At 40.9% G+C, this 19,472-nt stretch carries 17 protein-coding genes; all 17 read right to left on the reverse strand.

The features are described 5' to 3' along the window. Nucleotides 1-108 precede the first annotated feature (108 nt). Entirely contained in the window at nt 109-2,319 is a 2,211-nt protein-coding gene (locus N473_RS18210; RefSeq protein ID WP_063369155.1) for a peptidase domain-containing ABC transporter, read from the reverse strand. Continuing rightward, nucleotides 2,319-3,563 (reverse strand): HlyD family secretion protein, encoded by a 1,245-nt coding sequence (locus N473_RS18215; protein WP_063369156.1) that lies wholly within the window; start codon nt 3,561-3,563, stop codon nt 2,319-2,321. The genes N473_RS18210 and N473_RS18215 overlap by 1 nt, the downstream gene beginning before the upstream one ends. A gap of 2 nt (nt 3,564-3,565) precedes the next feature. After that, nucleotides 3,566-3,910, reverse strand: a complete 345-nt coding sequence (locus N473_RS18220; RefSeq protein ID WP_063369157.1) for a hypothetical protein — start codon at nt 3,908-3,910, stop codon at nt 3,566-3,568. 1,181 nt (nt 3,911-5,091) lie between these two features. Next, on the reverse strand, nt 5,092-5,241 hold the full coding sequence (locus N473_RS18225; protein WP_155735653.1) for a hypothetical protein: 150 nt from the start codon (nt 5,239-5,241) through the stop codon (nt 5,092-5,094). A 378-nt stretch (nt 5,242-5,619) separates the two neighbouring features. Next, on the reverse strand, nt 5,620-7,776 hold the full coding sequence (locus N473_RS18230; RefSeq protein WP_155735654.1) for a winged helix-turn-helix domain-containing protein: 2,157 nt from the start codon (nt 7,774-7,776) through the stop codon (nt 5,620-5,622). 366 nt (nt 7,777-8,142) lie between these two features. After that, nucleotides 8,143-8,826: a helix-turn-helix transcriptional regulator gene (locus N473_RS18235; protein ID WP_063369160.1), complete on the reverse strand. Its 684-nt coding sequence runs from the start codon at nt 8,824-8,826 to the stop codon at nt 8,143-8,145. A gap of 761 nt (nt 8,827-9,587) precedes the next feature. Beyond that, the gene (locus N473_RS18240) at nt 9,588-10,139 is read right to left on the reverse strand and encodes a hypothetical protein (RefSeq protein ID WP_063369161.1); all 552 of its coding nucleotides are present in this window, start codon (nt 10,137-10,139) and stop codon (nt 9,588-9,590) included. 431 nt (nt 10,140-10,570) lie between these two features. Continuing rightward, the gene (locus N473_RS26325; protein WP_155735655.1) at nt 10,571-10,735 is read right to left on the reverse strand and encodes a hypothetical protein; all 165 of its coding nucleotides are present in this window, start codon (nt 10,733-10,735) and stop codon (nt 10,571-10,573) included. 44 nt (nt 10,736-10,779) lie between these two features. Further along, nucleotides 10,780-10,941, reverse strand: coding sequence for a hypothetical protein (locus tag N473_RS26330; protein WP_155735656.1), 162 nt, complete (start codon nt 10,939-10,941; stop codon nt 10,780-10,782). Between the two features lie 66 nt (nt 10,942-11,007). After that, entirely contained in the window at nt 11,008-11,154 is a 147-nt protein-coding gene (locus tag N473_RS26335) for a hypothetical protein (protein WP_155735657.1), read from the reverse strand. Nucleotides 11,155-11,581: 427 nt separating this feature from the next. Beyond that, nucleotides 11,582-13,762 carry a winged helix-turn-helix domain-containing protein gene (locus tag N473_RS18245; RefSeq protein WP_063369162.1) on the reverse strand — a complete coding sequence of 727 codons (2,181 nt, stop codon included), beginning with the start codon at nt 13,760-13,762 and terminating at the stop codon, nt 11,582-11,584. Nucleotides 13,763-14,128: 366 nt separating this feature from the next. After that, on the reverse strand, nt 14,129-14,545 hold the full coding sequence (locus N473_RS18250; RefSeq protein WP_063369163.1) for a F0F1 ATP synthase subunit epsilon: 417 nt from the start codon (nt 14,543-14,545) through the stop codon (nt 14,129-14,131). 14 nt (nt 14,546-14,559) lie between these two features. Then, a complete protein-coding gene (gene atpD / locus N473_RS18255) occupies nt 14,560-15,945 on the reverse strand; it encodes a F0F1 ATP synthase subunit beta (RefSeq protein ID WP_023400934.1) in 1,386 nt (461 codons plus the stop codon). Nucleotides 15,946-15,977: 32 nt separating this feature from the next. After that, nucleotides 15,978-16,838: a F0F1 ATP synthase subunit gamma gene (atpG, locus tag N473_RS18260; RefSeq protein ID WP_039611157.1), complete on the reverse strand. Its 861-nt coding sequence runs from the start codon at nt 16,836-16,838 to the stop codon at nt 15,978-15,980. 49 nt (nt 16,839-16,887) lie between these two features. Beyond that, entirely contained in the window at nt 16,888-18,429 is a 1,542-nt protein-coding gene (gene atpA, locus N473_RS18265) for a F0F1 ATP synthase subunit alpha (RefSeq protein ID WP_063369164.1), read from the reverse strand. A 14-nt stretch (nt 18,430-18,443) separates the two neighbouring features. Continuing rightward, nucleotides 18,444-18,977 (reverse strand): F0F1 ATP synthase subunit delta, encoded by a 534-nt coding sequence (gene atpH / locus N473_RS18270; protein WP_039611156.1) that lies wholly within the window; start codon nt 18,975-18,977, stop codon nt 18,444-18,446. A 16-nt stretch (nt 18,978-18,993) separates the two neighbouring features. Then, a complete protein-coding gene (gene atpF / locus N473_RS18275) occupies nt 18,994-19,464 on the reverse strand; it encodes a F0F1 ATP synthase subunit B (RefSeq protein WP_046357200.1) in 471 nt (156 codons plus the stop codon). Between the last annotated feature and the right edge of the window lie 8 nt (nt 19,465-19,472).

Here is a 19,472-nt window from a genome sequence, read left to right on the forward strand (position 1 = left end):
TTAATATCCCACGTTAATATCGAATGTGAAATTCGTATGTAATTTCCTTTACCCTCTAATATGCTAGCGCTTTGGACAAAGCGCTAAGCACAAATTCATGGTGTAGTTTTAAGTTAATACAAAGTCACCACTGGCGCTGGTGTCTGAATACTCACTATCCTTAATGGCCTTATCAAACGCCGGCTTCTTCGATAACCGATCTTCGATATTTGGAACTTCCTCTTCCACCACCTTTCCATACCTCAGCGCAAGTACCCGATCAGCACTTGCAATAGTCTCAGGTCGATGAGCAATAATTATTCTTGTAATATCAAGAGCTTTGACTGCATTGTTTACTGAGGCTTCTAACCTTGTATCTAAGTTACTGGTCGCTTCGTCCATAAATAAAATTTTAGGTTTACGGTATAAGGCTCGCGCAAGGAGTAATCTCTGAATTTGACCACCAGAAAGCGCCGCGCCCATATCCCCCACCAATGTGTTGTATCCCATATTCATAGAGACAATGTCCGTATCAATTGCAGCAACCTGTGCGGCCCATTCAACCTTTTTCATATCAAGATCTGGATCAAAGAAGGAAATATTGTCAGCAATCGAGCCCGAGAGCAGTTGATCATCTTGCATCACTGCAGCAATTTGGCTGCGATATTGAGACAATCCAAGTTGGCGAATATCCACTCCATCCACTTCTACTTTGCCAGCTTCAGGTTCAAATAAGCCTAACATCACCTTGGCTAACGTGGTTTTTCCGCTGCCAGATGCACCTACAATTGCGACTGACTCACCAGCTTGAATAGAGAGATCGAGCGCACTAAATACGGGTGCTTCTTTTTTGCTATAGCGAAACTTTAAGTCTTTCACTTCGATCCGCCCGCTTAGCTCTTTTGCCGTCGTTTTACTTTGAATATCACTTTCTTTATTCGTCAAGGAGATGTCAGCAAGTCGATTGAAATGTAAGCTCAGCATTTTAAATTCAATCACCTTTTCTATTAGGCTGGCCATCTTTTCTACGAACTGGCGCTTATATGCCATAAACGCGAAAAGCATTCCGACTGACAGGTTACCTTCCATCACCAACAGTGCTGCAAAGTAAATTACTAACACATTTTCTAAACCAAAAATGACTCTATTAATGGCTTCGTAGCCGATATTAAGGTGACCTACTCTGATCCCAGCATTGAGGTTATCCGCGTATTTGTTGTGCCAAGTACTTTGCCTTTGTACTTCCCGCCCAAACAATTTAATGGTCTGAATACCGCGAACAGTTTCCATGAAATTAGATTGCTCTTTTGCTTGCGTGACAATGACCTCTTCCGACATTCTGCGTAAAGGCTTGTACATCGCTATACGAACTATGGCGTATATCGCTGCTGCCGTAATAACGATAAAACTGAGCTGTGGGCTATAAATAAAAATCATAACCAAAGTAGCAATGGCCATAATGCCGTCAATCAGCGCCTCGATAACGCCTTTGGTTAGCAACTCCTTGACCTGCTGAAGTGAACCAAATCGAGATACAACGTCCCCAATATGCCGTTTTTCAAAATACTGCAATGGCAGTCTAATTAAATGATGAAATAAATTGGCACCAAGCTGCACACTCATGAGGTTACCAAAATGCAGCAACAATATACTTCTTACAGCACCGGTTACCATTTCAATGAGCATAAGTAAGCCAAAGCCGACCGCCAGGATAGTGAGTAGATTATGGTCGTAACTCAAGATGACTTCATCGACAACCAGCTGCATATAATATGGACTAGCGATAGCAAACGCTTGCAGCAATAAAGAAAGTAAGAATACTTTACCCAAAGTGGACTTGAGGCCTGTTACTTTGCGCCAAAAATCAGATAGCTTTAAATTAACTCGGGTATCTTCCGATTTAAACTCTTCTGTTGGCGACAGCTCCAAAGCCACACCAGTGAAGTGTTTAGATAGCTCGCCTTTGGTATATTTACGTTCTCCAAGCGCAGGATCATGAATAACCACAGTGTCTCTATTGACCGCTTTCAACACAACAAAATGGTTCATATCCCAATGCAATATGCAAGGAGTCTTCAGTTTAGGTAGATGTTCAAGCTCAAGTCGCAAAGCCCGGGTACTCAAATTGAGCTTGTCTGCAATTTGCATGAGCTCTTCCAGCTTCGCGCCTTTTAAAGAAATATCGTGACTTTGACGAAGTGTGGTTAGGTCTGTTTTATAGCCATGATATGCAGCCACCATCGCCAAGCTCGCTAACCCACACTCTGCAGCTTCTGTTTGCAAAATAACGGGCAGCCTTTTTTTGCCACTAAATCTCAGCAAATGCATCGGATTTTCCATTACATTGCTCCTTTGATGCTATAAATTGGTTCAAATAACCACTCAAACAAAGAGCGACTATCCACCATGATGTCTGCTTCTAGCAACATGCCAGCTTGAAGCGGTACCTCGGCACCATAAGCGTTGGCATTTTGCGACTCTAAATTGACAATGACCTGATAAATAGGCTCTTTTATCGAGATGGGTAAAATCGTTTCATTCGGTAATACTATCGTTTTTGAGACGCTTTCAATTTGCCCCGAATATAAGCCAAACCTTTGATAAGGGAATGCTTGATAACGAATTCGAGTTTGTTGTTTTGGTTCAATAAAACCATAAGCACGTGTGGGGACAAATAACACAGCTTCCAATGTGGCGTTTTCTGGCAATATACTCATCAATGGCATATTTACTTGTGCCATCATCCCTTCTTTAATCAGTAAACCGCTCACCTTGCCATCGCGCAGACTCCGAACATCATAACTACGCTGAGAAGATGCTTGAAAGATTTTTTGATTGATCCCAGCAAGCTGCGACCTTAACTTAACTTGAGTTTCACGTAATGAAATAGGCATTTGCTGACGCTGGAATTTAAGCTGACTAAGTTGGTCTTGCTGGCTTAATAAACGACTGTGGATATCTTCAGCCTGCTGCTGAACGGCTAACAATGATTCCGTTACCTGCTGCAAATCAACTTTAGTTGCGACCCCCTTATTTACAAGTGCTTCCGTGCTCGATAAGCGACTTTGATTTAAGGCGATACGCTCTTCAAGCAATACTTGTTGATTTTTAGCTTGTCGAACTTGGCCTGCCGTACTGGTGATCTGAGCGTCTAGTTTTTCGATATTGACTTCAGCCAACATCTTTTGGTTTGCAAGATTTTCTTCAAGGAGTCGCTTTTGTGCGTTTAGCTCATTTAAAATCGTATCGTTGACGTCCACGCCAGATGCAAGCAATCGATCCATTCTAATACGAAAGAGTAAGTCGCCTTTTTTTATGATTTCCCCTTCATCAACAAATACCTGATCTACGATCCCTCCACTCACTGGATATACCTTGCTAACACCTGCTGTTGGTCGTAAATAGCCCGTAACAACCTCTTTTCGATGGTACTCACCAACAAAAAGGTAAATAAGGCCAATTACGACAATGCTCATGATCAACACCAAAATCCAATTGAATGAAAAATGGGTAGCAATTGTCACATCACCATCCAACTTTTGTCCTTGATGTGCAATCGCTTCTGTTCGAAATAGGCCAGCCATATTTACGCAGCCTGCTCTTTAGGTAGGACAACGCTACAGTGGATTTTCCACTCATCCGCTTCTTTTACAAGCGTATGTAGGTTCCTATTTTCCTTCACAATTTGCTGGCCATCCATATCGGCATTTAAGGTAATTTTATCTTGTACAATAAGCAGCTCATCAGTTTTGGCCAGTACGTTCGCATTATCTAATTGGATGTTAAATTGGCATTTTTGTCGCATCATCTCAAACTGCTGTTTTACCGCCCCTTTAAACTGGGACTGAGATGAAAAAATCTCTTCGATATCATTTAAATCACCACTACTGATCAGTGAATAATAATTAGTGAAATAATCATTGATAGTCATATAAACCTCTTTTGTATAACTCGTCGTTGTTTTTAAATGTATTTCCTTTCCAACTCATAGTGCGACGAAGAAAAAGCGAAATCAAACTTGACCAAAAAACACAATAAGCATAAAAATCAACAATATAAAACAAAAAAAGATGACGAAATAAGGTTTATATAGGCTCTAAATTGCTTTCTATTACTTAAAATAAAGGGGTGTTGAGGTGGGTACGTAAAAATAACGTATATTCTTCATACCGATATAATCAATACGAGTAAAAAGGTTGATAAATAGCCTGTTGTCCGCTTCAAAAAACACAATTATTACTGGGTAAAATGCAATAAAAACGATTCTTGACCGGCCCTGAAAAGCACCTTAATCACCTTGCTGATCAAAATAGAGCGCACATTAGCTATGTGGAAAAGATAAATAAGCAAATACAGCCAGAGGTTCAGATGTCACTCGATGTACGTCAATAGATTCTCCCCATTCATACAGTAATACACTACTCTGGTTGCTTCCTGAACAGGTCTCTTATTGAATTTAAAACTGTATTGAAATAACTCGAGGCATTTAAGGTAAAAGTGACATTCAAGCACAGGTAGACTTGTTGAATGTAAATTATTGAGGTATCTTAAAGGTCCTTATTACATCTGCAATTCTCGCACATGTAAGCCCAAAGCACCGCCATGCTTTGGGCAACTTCTTATTTTATCCTCGACTCAGTGCTCTGTAGACGACCAGCTTTTTATAACATGGCAATTGATGAAATTGAGTGTATCTGACGGACTGTCGGTATCAGAAACCCAGATTGAGCCACATGTGGTGATGCTTTGAAGATAATGAAAGGTGTCATTGCTCATTTCCATAGCAAGGCATGTCGCGTATTTATATCGAGCCTAATAAATCATATACCTGAAGGTATTCAGTTTGAAAAGGTATGCCCCTAACTGTGTTGTACACCCCTGTACATTGAGTGAGATGGCTCTCTAACTCAATTCTAACCAACGTGTATGATCATATTAATAACAACGCGAGCTGACGCGAAGGGGCTGTTACATCACATATCAATGAGATACCGCCCCTAGGTTATATAAACCCAATCAGAAGATGTCTGAAGTCGCATTGGTTACCTAAACTCTATGGTGCTCATATTTTGCCGACTTCAGATATCTACACATGATCAAAGCACTTGACGATCAATAGCCACATGAGCCAGCACCAGTCGTTTTAGTTTCCATGAGAGTGATTGACTGTATTTGTAGTTCCCCTCCGGCAACTGCTTTTAATAGATCTTTGTTCTTTAATTCAAAGGATAATTTCTTGAGTGTTTTTTTATTTAGTTTCATTTCTTTTCCCTCTGTGAAGTTCTTATTGATACGTAAATAAACGCGCATATCACTTATTTCGCATCGACATACATACCATACCGTTTGAACGCACCAACTTGGAAGAAAAAAACACTTTATACAACGACACCAAAGAAACATAACTACTTGTTTAATATGCTTTTAAATATACCTTATGAAAAGAAAATAAATAAATTCGATTGTATTGATGAATTTTCAGACATCCGTGAGATAATTCTGCTTTTTAATTTTTAAGCAACATGAGGATACTCTCGATATCCGTGTGAAAAGCAAACATAAAAGAGGCATGTCTCGCCAAATTGCAAAAAGAGGAAGGAGTCTGCACAAAGACGTGTAACCCCTTTGTGCATCGGTAAGTTATAAACTGGTGCTTTGCGGTTCAACGTTTATATCCAGCAAAACAAGCTGGTTATTTTTTCGCTTCAAGGTGCCTAACACAAGCTGCTTATGCTGTGACGAATAAGACATATTAATGACGTTGATCCCCCCTTCTAGCTGTGTGAAAACAGTCCATTCTCCGTCAACTAGGCGGTAAATGATATTGCCATTCGCATAATAAATATGCGCTTCAGACTTCACAATCAGGTGTTTTAGCACCCGAGTTGGAAAGTCTATATCTAGATACTCTTCTCTTGTTTCAATATCAATGAGCTTAAGCCTGTCATCTGACGTCAGGTAAAACAAACGATTACCATCACCTGTATCAAACCAAACATTATTTTTTATTGGTAATCGTGATTTTTTCCGTGAACTCACAGAGTAAACATAAGAGTGGCTTCCTACTCCCCCTTCACCGACCACGATATATCCTATATCCCCATTTTTCAGTACATTCACATCCGAAATGACGCCTTGCTCAATGATTTCATCAATGAGCTCATTTGCTTCATTAAATACTTTAATTGATCTATCCGCTTTTAAGATCAGCAACTTATTGTTGTAGTCATACAGGATATCTTGATTAATTCCACCAGCTAATTCTGAATACCGATAACCACCTTCAGATTTTTCAGCATACATCACAACCACTTCTTCACCTTGCACACGAAAGAAATACACATCATCACCGGCTCTAACGGCCTTAATATCTATGTACTTTTCATTGATCAGAGGAGTCAAACTTTTATCATCCAATGACAAGGTATAAATGCTTTGCTCATGTGGAAAGGTTGTGGCTACCATCTTTGACTCTGAAATAAATGAATGTCCCAAATACGTCACAGTGTCTAACGGCAACTGAGCTATACTCGATAGCTTATTTTCGCCTATCGAATAGGTGTAAATAAGGTTTGTTCTATTGTCGAACCATACAAGAGAGTTCGTACTTTTCACATATTTTAGCTCCCAGAATGAGCTACTAGCCGAAAAGATTTTGGTTTTGTCACTGCCATCTAAGTCAGTCATATATAGTTCTTTGATGTCATGCTGGCGCCGTTCAAAGAAAACTCGCCTAATAGAAGGTTCGTATAGTAGAAACCGATCTCCATATGAATTTAAATTTGGGGATGTTAATTGAAATTCATTCCCCGTATCTAACGTTCGATAAGTAACGACTGAAAGTTGGTCACGTTGCCTGTAATTATATTTCGAATAAATAAAGTGGCCCTCACCCACTCCAGAGCCACGATAAATCCGATCTTTGCAGTCGAACAATTTGTCCCCACCAGATTCAAGATCGGCATCGGCTGACCATATTTCACAGACCTCATCAGCTCCATCTACCCGATAGAATAATCTTGAAGAGTCCTCATCCCAACCAATGGGAGAGATTGATTTTTCACTTACAGCAAGCTTTCTTTCTATACCCGAATCTAAGTCTTTTATTACTAAATTAGCATTGCTCAACCCAGTTGGCGTGAATGAAAACGCGACTTGTTTTGCATCTGGGGAAGAAAACACATTTGCGTACTCTCCATCCAGCCAAGATAACACATGCTCTTCGTAATTTGATTCAAAAGATGACACAACCTCTGTCTCTGGTTCTGTCGATAATACCGGCTTATAAATAAAGAATATTGATACTAGGGCCGCCAGGCACACACTGCCAATCAAAGGTAATTTAATGCTATTAGATGTCGAGAATGATTGAGTATTATCGGGCTCTTCTTTAGAGGGGGTAAGTGTATTTATAACTTCAGTTTGTTTATCAAAATAAATAACCTCGGCAGAAAGAAAAAAGCTGTAGCCTTTTCTATAATGCGTTTTGACCACCAATCCTCTTTGCTTATGTGATTTCAATACTTTTCGTAATTCAGACATAGCTCTGTTAATCGCATTATCATCTACATAATTTTGACACCAGACATCCTCAACGAGATCTTGCCTCGTGATAATTTGCTGATTATTAATGATTAAATAACAGAGTATTTTGAAAAGAAGTGGCTCAAGTTCTCTTGTAACTTCACCATCATAGATTGTCTGTAGCTTAGGGTCTAATACCCAAGCACCAAATCGTACTTCTTTAACCGTTCTTGAAAAGCTAACTTCTTTCATTTCGTTAGTGATAAGTTCCACTTATATATAGTTTATCTAATAAAAAAACCAAGACAACTAATTTAGTTATAAGTAAATTTTCTGCTTTATTCTAAGTTAAGTTAATCAAGAAGTAACCCCTATGAGCTCAGGGGGCCGTAAGCACAAAAAAACCTAAGTTACTGACTTGTATAACATTAAAGTATTACAACCACAAAGAAGATACAAAATAAAATAGTAAGTAGAATAGAACCTAAAAAATAAAATATAATTTAAAGTGACATTACGCTCGTCGTAGAAAACATCAAAATATAAACTTTGTAAAATATCTAGGGCAACACCTCAACTGAACTTAGCAGCATCACCCTTCATATTGTTTATAAGCTTGCAAATTCAAGTAGCCTCTAATTAAATAAGGTTGTTCCTGATACACCTTGCAATCGCTTGCTGGCGATTCGCACTCTGCGTTTTAGTAATACAGTTAGTCAAATGAAAGTTCACTGTCCGTTCACTGATCCCTAGAATTTGGCTGATCTCCCATGATGTTTTACCCTCTGAAACCCAAAACATACAATCACGTTCTCTTTTAGTGATACTGAGCTTTTCCTTTCTGCACCTTAAAGCTGCACTCAATAAGTACGGCGACAAAATAGTCCAATACCAATCAATAAGCTCAGCACTGATATGAATGGATTTAATATTTGGCATACTGAATACTAACGCCCCCACAATGCCTTTGATCCCACGCAGTGGTAAAATATATAAATGCGCGTTCAAGTTCGTCATACCTGTTAGCTTGGCAAGTGCGCTCACTCTAATCCCTGACTTTGCATGTGACATGACTTTTTCGCACTCAAAATGATGCGCCAACTCTTCTTCGTACAGGCCATAAATCTGAGTTTGTTGAGCCTTATTTGGCATGGGCCCATAATCGATGAATGACAAACATTCATACCCAGTGTTTTGCGCGATTTTTTTTAGTGCATCCTTTAGTTGCTCAGGCTGCTTTACAGTATCAAATAAATCAATAGATTTTCTGATGGATTCACCATCAATAAATGGATTGTAGCTATCTTGATCAGTAGGCTTCATTTTTTTCCCCTCACATTCAAGGCATCGGATGCCACTTAGAAGTTATGAGTCCTAATTTATCGAGTACAATGGACCTAGTCAAAACACAAAAAATAAAAATAAAAGAATATAAAACAAAAACTTAAACCACATTATTCGCTTTAAAATTAACTATGTATTGTTTAATAATAAGCAAATAAATATCCACAGCATGCGTTTTGGGACAAATTAACGTTGCCAGATACCAGTTGTTTTATCTCCATTGACACTCAATGCGTTCAAACGCAAGCACGATATTGGTTTAAGCCGTTTTATAAGTAAAAGCCCACTCGTGTTTATCACTTTTTTGTTGGGAAAAGCAAAGCTTTGCGCAACGAGCCCCTCATCAATGTGCGCAGATAACAACACATTTTATATGATAGAACCTAAATTAGGTGCATGTTAGTCCCTGCAATATCTAACTCGGCCGAATCCATATTACCTTTAAGTATCTGGTGAGTTGATAAAGAGGTATCTGGTGACTAAACCGTATTTTGCACGTACATAGTTTGTCTTTGAAAAAGTCATTTAAGGCGAGTCTTGAACAGATAAACAAGTGCCTATATGCAATCTGTATGTCCAGTAAGTAAGTTGTACGCTACAACGCTAGCGATAAAAATATTTAGGCATCAAAGGGGTTAGGGAAAAGTAGATGAAGAAAAGAGTAAAACGCACGCAGCCGGAAGACTTACACAATCCCCTCAGTGTATAGCGGTATTCTCTGTCTATTGCAGACGAATTATTTAATCGGGCACACAAGCGTGTTTTTCAGTGAATAACTGCAGATAATTGGGCTCTGAGAGTTTTTCAAGTTCACTGAAATGAATCTGACTCAGCTCAACGGAAATCAGTAGTTTATCCTTCAGCACACTATCCACGCTGAACTTAACAGGTTTTGACTTCATACAGAGCCAGAGCGATCCTGATAGCTCACTTAAATCATAGCTTTTGTCTAAATTGTAATTACCAAGGACATAATTTGAAGATACCTTAAGCAACAGATCCCCCACTGCAACAGGTGACTCAGTATTCACTCTTTTATTAATAAACTCGATGTACCCCTTCGTATTGGCCATGAACACTTTGTCTGATACATCTATCGCAGAGGACTCAAGCTTCACCAAAGGATCTCCTTTCTCTACCATCTTACCAACCTTAACGCCTTTAAAGGCTGTGGTAATTCCAGACTCTCGAGTAAAGTAGTATTCGATGGCAGGTTCTTGCAGATATAATTGACCAATCAAGGGGGGGTGAATGGTTGATAATGCTAAGGACAAAGTTAATAAGCTATTCATGTTTTTCCGTGAAAATTAATATAAATCATCAATTTAAATTAAGTGTATTCCTAAATTTATAACTGCCAATTGTAATTGTAAGCAAAGCAAGTGATGAGCTATTGAGCAGCACACCACTTGCTTGCACGCTTTTAATGCGTTTATCTTCACCCACCATAGATGCCTCTACGTATCTGATAGTGCACGCTGCCCTGTACACTCTTTTTTGTGATGACGCATTGGTAGAGTTTAAACACCTGTCACTTTGGGAGATGCAATAACCGTCATTTGTGCGCTTCAGGCTTTCCAGTTACCGTATTTGTGCCTTCAGCGATTTGTTTGTCTTGCCCCGAGTAACGCTTCATTCGATAGTTTTTTCAGCTTCTTAATTTTTAATACCAACATACTTGCTTATTCCTTGACTGACATTGTTATTATTTCTTATTGTTTTTTTATTCAGCAGAAGCTCTTGAAGTTGTAGTGACTATCGAAGTCACGGCCCCAGTTACAGTATTTGTGTTCGTACTGAGCCCACCGCCAATTTGCTGTGTTTGTCGTGGCATAAGCGTTGCTTCATTAGTGAGTTGTTTGAGCTTTTTAGTTTTTAATACCAACATGCTTTCTTATTCCTTGATTGTTATTGTTATTCTTTTTTGTTCTTTTATTGAGCAGAAGGTTGCGAAGTTGTAGCTGTCGAAGTCACGGCTCCAGTCACTGTATTTGTGTTAGTACTGAGCCCACCACCGATTTGCTGTGTTTGTCGTGGCATTAGCGTTGCTTCACTGGTGAGTTGTTTGAGCTTTTTAGTTTTTAATACCAACATACTTTCTTGTTCCTTAATTATTGTTGTTATTATTGTTTTTATTATTATTGTTGTGTTTATTATTATTTAGCCTGGTAACTTAGTTTTACCGGTCACTGTATTTGTGCCAGCGCTCGACTTAGCGCCACCACCAATCTGTTGTGTTTGTTGTTGCCCAAGTTTTGCTTCGTCAGATAGTTGTTTTAGCTTTTTTGTTTTAAGAGTAAGTAACATTATGTAGCTCCTATGACTAATCATTTTATGTGTATCAATCCGCGCATCACTGTGTGCAGTTGATGTTTCTAAGATAAACAAGCCTACCGGGTTATGGTAGTTATCAAATCTTATATAACCTCCAATAACATTTTTTTAAGCCATTGTTTTTTATAGATATAAATTTAATTTTTTAAAACGTTCGGAATCATAATATTTTATCAAGTGGTTATACGACGGCTTACGCCCTGCATATTAAGAATATCACTCAAAATAAAATCTAATTTACAATCCACAGTGTTGCAAAAACCTATGTCTTTTGACAAATTAGACTTGAGCTAACGCGCTTGGTACAGGTGCCAAATAAGTAATCATTGCTGAATATTAAGGCAGGAGTATCTGCCTTAATCAAGTGGTAGGATTTAATAATCAATAAAGTCGACAGTATTTACTGTACAGTTAACGACGGGTCCACGTATGACACTTTCAATAACTGATTCTCCACCATTTCAATCACATCAATGATTAAACGTTCAGAGTCTGAGCTACGGATTTGATCAATGACAAACTGAGATTCGTTCACAGTATAAATAGGCTCAATTTTTCCTGCTGCTGATAAATCAATCTTATATATATTTTTGCCATCGGAGTGATAAATATGTTCATTGGATACTGCAACGGAATGTCGGTAGATAGCGGCAGGAAGGTCCAGTTGATATGAGATATTTCCTGTACGCAGATCAAACACCGATAAGGTATCATTTGATGATAAGGTAACGAGCTTATCGTCACTCATCCGATCTAACCATAATGCACTTTGAGTTGGTAGCTCTCGTACCTTACTATCTAATCTGGATAGTACATAGGCCTTACTATTGATTTTCGTTTCATCCACAACCGTATAGCCAATCTCATTTTCATCAAGATACTCTGCAGATACGATTGTACCATTGACTGATTTTGATTGTTTTAACGTCAAGTTGCTTAACGTATAAGTTTCTATTTTGTGCGTATAATGAACGAGTAATTCATCTGCATTGCCGTTGTATCTAATCGACTTAAAATCAGCATCTGGCAAACCTAACACCTCAACATGACCATCATGACGCTTCAAGTTGAGCCTGCTTACCCCACCTACTCGAGTCAAAAACAAGTACCCATTTGGTACTTTTATGGCATTTTTGTCTTCACGTGGCGTTTTAACCAAGGGCTCAAATGCTTTGCTGTTCAGATCTAAGCTATACACATCCAACTGGAATGGGTAGCTGGTCATTAACAGGTCACCTGAGCTAAGCGTTTCATATTCCGCATACGGCTGCTCGGTCACCAACTTTTGTAAATTCACCAGCCTATTTTCTCTTAACGAAAAGCGGTAAACAACATTCTTGTTATTATCGAACCAGGTGACAGAGTCGGTCTCATTGTCATAATTGAGTGCCCAAATACGCGACCGAGTTTCATACAGCTTAATTTGATCTCCCCCATCAGGGTCGGTCATATACAATTCATTGGTATTATACTGGCGCCGTTCAAACAAAATAATTTCTTTTTCAGGCACGTAAGCTAAGAATCGATCACCATAGGAGTTTAAATTTGGTGATGTGATTTGAAACTCGTCCCCAGAAATGAGGTCTCTATTGGTAAGCGCAGAGAGTTCATCACGACTGCGATAACCTTTTTTAGCGTAAACAAGACGATTCTGATTGATCCCCCCGCCCGTCATACCGTTACTGCTATTACATTCAAAAAGAAATTGGTTACCCGAATTAAAATCCGCACTCAATTGCCAAACTTGGCACTTATTCCCATCTTCAATACTGTAATAAATCGTGTTTGAATCGGCAGACCAACCTAACGGGTAATAATTAGCCCCAGGCTCTCCTAATCTGCGCTCATGTCCATTTTGTAAGTTTTTTACAACTAAAGCAAAGTGCTTCATCCCCTCTTGCACAAAAGAGTATGCGACCATCGCATCATTAGGTGATAGGTTAAGTAACGTATAACGACCTTGCACCCAAGACAATACACTTTCTTTTATTGGTCGCTCTTGTGCGACCAAACTTGTCGGACTGGCACTTTGTTTGGATAAGCTGAAGTACTTAACGCTTGCTCCCGCAATAAAGGCCGTGCTGATCGCCACCGACGCCACCATAAACCAATTGAGCTTCAGTTTACGCTTAGGGCTTGCTTTAGCCTGCTCAAGCTCATGGTGTTCAATTGAAGGCGACTGTTTAGGTTTTCTATCAGGGTTGGGCTCTGATGGTGTGCGTGGCAATTCATCAGCGTGATAAATTATCGTCGGCTCAAGGAAAAAGCTATATCCCTTTCGATAATGCGTTTTTACCACAATACCTCGCTGCTTGTCTGATTTAAGAATTTTTCTCAACTCAGACATAGCACGATTTATTGCATTATCGTCTACATAGTTTTGGTTCCATACATCATCAACCAAATCTTGTCGTGTGATAATTTGCTCATTATTAATAATCAGATAACATAACAAACGAAATAATAGCGGTTCCAACTCTCGAGTTACTTCACCGTCGCAAATGCTTTGACGTTTAGGATCAAGTACCCACTCGCCAAACTTTACTTCCTTTACTTGCCTTGAAAATCTCACTTCATTCATGATGACTATTGCGTGAACAGGATCTCTACAAATCACTATTTTACTTAAAGCAATTTTTTACTCAAGCAAATATGTTAACCGTTGTAATGCATCACTCGTATTTATGCAACAAAGCATTTAGATGATGCCACAACGACATTAATAGTAATTGGGTATGAATATTACTTAACTCAACACCACTTACAACAAGTGTAAATTAAGGACGTATTTTAGATACAAACATAACATAGAAGCGCTAAAAAAAAACAGAGGTAACATGTTCAAAAGTCAGACTATAAAGTAACATAAAATGAATCGCTGCATTAAGAGCATAAAAAAACCCACATGCTTTTCAGCATGTGGGTTTCAAACCAGATAGGTGGCTGCTTATTTACGCAGCTGGCGAAGTAGTCGTAGCTGGGCAAGCGCTTCTTCAAGCTGCATAGCGGCACGCTGGTAATCCAGCTCGCTTGCAGTACCTGAAGCTAGCTGTGCTTCAGCTTCACGTTTAGCTTCTTCAGCAGCCTGCTCATCAAGTTCTTCACCACGAATAGCAACGTCCGCTAGAACGGTTACTGTCTTAGGTTGAACTTCAAGCGTACCGCCTGCAACGTAGATGAACTCTTCAGTACCATCTTCTTTAACCAAACGTACCATACCAGGCTTTAGGCCAGTCAGGAGTGGCGCGTGGCCAGGGTGAATACCAAGTTCACCTTCACTACCTGTCACTTGAATTGTAGCCACAGCACCAGAGAATAAATTCTGCTCTGCACTTACTACATCAAGGTGTACTGTCATTGCCATAACAACCTCCTAAATTACATGTTTTTAGCTTTATCAACTGCTTCGTCGATTGAGCCAACCATGTAGAATGCCTGCTCAGGCATATCATCGTAATCACCGTTTAGGATGCCCTTAAAGCCAGAGATTGTGTCTTTAAGAGATACGTATTTACCAGGTGCACCTGTGAATACCTCAGCAACGAAGAACGGCTGAGATAGGAAACGCTGGATCTTACGTGCACGAGATACAACTTGCTTATCTTCGTCAGATAGCTCGTCCATACCTAGGATCGCGATGATGTCTTTCAGCTCTTTATAACGCTGAAGTACAGTCTGAACGCCACGTGCTGTCTCATAGTGCTCGTTACCGATTACTTGAGGGTCAAGCTGACGTGAAGTTGAATCTAGTGGGTCTACCGCAGGGTAGATACCTAGAGACGCGATATCACGTGAAAGTACAACTGTTGCATCTAAGTGCGCGAACGTTGTAGCTGGTGACGGGTCAGTCAAGTCATCCGCAGGTACGTATACCGCTTGGATTGAAGTGATTGAACCAGTCTTAGTCGATGCGATACGCTCCTGTAGTACACCCATCTCTTCTGCAAGAGTTGGCTGGTAACCTACCGCTGAAGGCATACGACCTAGTAGTGCTGATACCTCAGTACCTGCAAGCGTGTAACGGTAGATGTTATCTACGAAGAAAAGTACGTCACGACCTTCGTCACGGAACTTCTCAGCCATCGTTAGACCCGTTAGTGCAACACGTAGACGGTTACCCGGTGGCTCGTTCATCTGACCGTATACTAGCGATACTTTGTCTAGTACGTTTGAGTCGTTCATCTCATGGTAGAAGTCATTACCCTCACGCGTACGCTCACCAACACCTGCGAATACTGAGTAACCGCTGTGCTCGATTGCGATGTTACGGATAAGTTCCATCATGTTTACGGTTTTACCAACACCAGCACCACCGAATAGACCAACTTTACCACCTTTAGCGAACGGACATACAAGGTCGATTACCTTGATACCTGTTTCTAGTAGCTCAACTGAACTTGATTGATCTTCATATGAAGGCGCAGCACGGTGAATTGACATACGCTCTTCTTCACCAATTGGACCTGCTTCATCAATAGGCTGACCTAATACGTCCATGATACGACCTAGGGTCTTTGTACCAACTGGAACCTTGATTGGCTCGCCTGTGCCTTCTACTGAGATACCACGACGTAGACCGTCTGTAGTACCAAGTGCGATACCACGTACCACACCGCCACCTAACTGCTGTTGCACTTCTAGTGTCAAACCAGCTAGGTCGCCTTCTGTAACTTTTAGTGCGTCATATACGGCTGGCACGTTGTCTTGTGGGAACTCGATGTCCACAACGGCGCCGATAATTTGGACGACCTTACCTAAACTCATGTCTATTCCTCTCGTTAAACTTTGCCGAAGCGTTATACAGCAGCCGAACCGCCAACAATCTCACTGATTTCTTGTGTGATTGCAGCCTGACGTGCTTTGTTGTAAACAAGTTGCAGCTCATCCATTAGGTCGCCTGCGTTATCAGTTGCGGCTTTCATCGCAACCATACGGGCAGCCTGTTCAGATGCAGCATTTTCTACTACACCCTGGTACACCTGTGACTCAATGAAACGTACCAGTAGCGTCTCTAGGATCGCTTCTGGGCTCGGCTCATATAAGTAATCCCAAGCGTGGGCTGATACTTCTTCTTCAGCTTTTGGCAAAGGTAATAACTGTTCGATCGTTGGCTCTTGCTTCATTGTGTTCACGAATTTGTTGTACACAACGAACAAGCGGTCAATTTTGCCTTCAGTAAATGCATCTAACATTACTTTTACTGGACCTACTACGTCCTGTACTGAAGGAGCATCTCCAAGACCCGCTTTTTTAGCGAGTAACTCACCGCCAAAACGTTGGAAGAAACCAGCTGCCTTGCTACCTAAAGTAGCAAATTCGGCATCAACGCCTTTTTCTTTCCACGCTTTAACGTCTAGTGTAATTTTCTTAAACTCGTTTGAGTTTAAGCCACCACACAGACCACGGTCAGTTGAGATAACAATGTAACCAACTCGCTTCACATCACGTTCCTCTAGGAACGGATGGTTGAAGTCAAGATTTGCTTGAGCAATACGACCGATCACTTTGCGTAAGTTCTCAGCGTATGGACGGCTTGATGCCACACGGTCTTGCGCCTTCTTCATTTTAGAAGCGGCAACCATTTCCATCGCGCTGGTGATCTTCTGAGTATTCTTGATACTCCCGATCTTGCTTTTTATCTCTTTTCCGCTGGCCATGACTCTCTCTCCGAATCAGTGGTGACCGAAGTCACCATGAATAACTAAATTACCAAGTTTGCGTCGACTTGAACTTCTCTAGAAGTTCTTTAAGTTGCGCTTCAATCTCAGCGTTGTAGTTACCAGTTTCGTTGATTTGAGTCATTAGCTCTGCGTATGTGCTGTTAGCGAAACCAATAAGACCTTCTTCGAAATCACCAATCTTGTTGATTTCGATGTCTTGTAGGAAGCCTTTCTCAGCAGCAAATAGAGACAGAGACATTTCAGCAACAGACATAGGTGCATATTGCTTCTGCTTCATTAGCTCTGTTACACGCTCACCGTGCTCAAGCTGTGCACGCGTTGCATCGTCAAGGTCAGAAGCGAACTGAGAGAACGCCGCTAGTTCACGGTACTGAGCTAGCGCTAGACGGATACCACCACCTAGTTTCTTAACGATTTTAGTTTGCGCTGCACCACCTACACGAGATACCGAGATACCAGCGTTAACAGCTGGACGGATACCTGCGTTGAATAAGTCAGTTTCTAAGAAGATCTGACCATCGGTGATTGAGATAACGTTAGTAGGTACGAATGCAGAAACGTCACCACCTTGAGTTTCAATGATTGGCAATGCCGTCAATGAACCTGTTTTACCTTTCACTTCACCGTTAGTGAACTTCTCAACGTAATCAGCGTTTACACGTGATGCACGCTCTAGAAGACGTGAGTGAAGGTAGAATACGTCACCTGGGTATGCTTCACGGCCTGGTGGACGCTTAAGTAGTAGTGAGATCTGACGGTAAGCAACAGCTTGCTTAGAAAGATCATCATATACGATTAGTGCGTCTTCACCGCGGTCACGGAAGTATTCACCCATAGTACAACCAGCAAATGGCGCTAGGTATTGTAGCGCTGCTGATTCAGAAGCAGATGCAACAACAACGATAGTGTTTTCAAGTGCACCGTGCTCTTCTAATTTACGTACTACGTTTGCGATAGTAGATGCTTTTTGACCAACCGCTACGTACACACACTTAACGCCTGTGTCTTTTTGGTTGATGATTGCATCGATTGCAAGTGCAGTTTTACCAGTCTGACGGTCACCGATAACTAGCTCACGCTGACCACGACCAACTGGGATCATCGCATCGATAGATTTATAACCAGTTTGTACTGGCTCGTCTACTGATTGACGCTCGATTACACCTGGTGCAATTTTTTCAACTGGTTCGAAACCATCGTTGTCTAGTGCACCTTTACCATCGATTGGTGCACCTAGTGTGTTAACAACACGACCTAGTAGACCACGGCCTACTGGTACTTCAAGGATACGACCTGTAGATTGTACTTTTACGCCTTCTTTAAGGTCTGCGTAAGGACCCATTACTACTGCACCTACTGAGTCGCGCTCAAGGTTTAGTGCGATAGCATAACGGTTGCCAGGAAGCTCGATCATCTCACCTTGCATACAGTCAGCTAGACCGTGGATGCGGATGATACCGTCAGTAACAGATACGATAGTACCTTCGTTACGTGCTTCACTTACAACTTCAAACTGCTCAATACGCTGCTTGATCAGTGCAGAAATTTCTGTGGAATTAAGTTGCATGCTCTTTTTCCCAATTACGATTGTAGCGACACTGCTAAGCGGTCTAATTTACCGCGTACGCTACCGTCAATTACGGTATCGCCAGCCTTAATAACCAAACCGCTTACTACGGTTTCATCGATGCTACAATTCAGCTTAACTTTGCGTGCGAAACGTTTTTCTAACGCAGCGCCCAATTTATCTTGCTGCTCTTGAGCAAGTTCAGTTGCAGAAACCACACTTACGTCGATCTCTTTGTCATACTCCGCTTTAAATTCAGCGAATAAGTCAGCAACTGCAGGGACTGCAGATAAACGCTCATTTTCGGCCATCAGCTTGATAAGATTTTGACCTTGCTCGTCGAGTTGCTCAGCACATAGCTTGATGATAATTTCAGACTGCTCTGCTTGAGTAGCAAGGCTACCTAGTAGTGTCTGAACCTGTTCATCGCTGGTCACTTGACCGGCGAAGAACAGCATTTCATTCCAAGCTTCAACTGTGCCTTTTTCAACAGCAAGTTCAAAAGCCGCTTTAGCGTATGGGCGAGCGATAGTAGTCAATTCAGACATGCTCATACCCTCCTAATTAAAGCTCAGCAACTAGCTTATCAACGATATCGCTGTGTGCGTCTTGATTGATTTCACGCTCTAAAATCTTCTCAGCGCCAACCACGGCAAGTGTTGCTACTTGAGTACGTAGCTCTTCTTTTACGCGGTTACGCTCTGTTTCGATATCAGAGTGTCCTTGAGCAATAATCTTCTCACGCTCTTGTTGACCACGAGTTGTCTCTTCGTCAACGATAAGCGCAGCACGCTTTTTAGCTTGCTCAATGATTTCAGCCGCTTGAGTCTTCGCTTCTTTAAGCTGCTCAGCAGCTTGTTCACGCGCTTGCTCAAGATCTTTTTCAGCTTTATCAGAGGCAGCTAAACCATCTTCAATTTTCTTCTGGCGAGCTTCAATTGCACCATTTAGCGGTGGCCATACGTACTTCATACAGAAAAGTACGAACACCGTAAATGCAATTAATTCACCTATTAGAGTGGCGTTTAAGTTCACGACCGCTC

The organism is Pseudoalteromonas luteoviolacea CPMOR-1 (genome assembly GCF_001625685.1).
Classification (GTDB): Bacteria; Pseudomonadota; Gammaproteobacteria; order Enterobacterales; family Alteromonadaceae; genus Pseudoalteromonas; species Pseudoalteromonas luteoviolacea_K.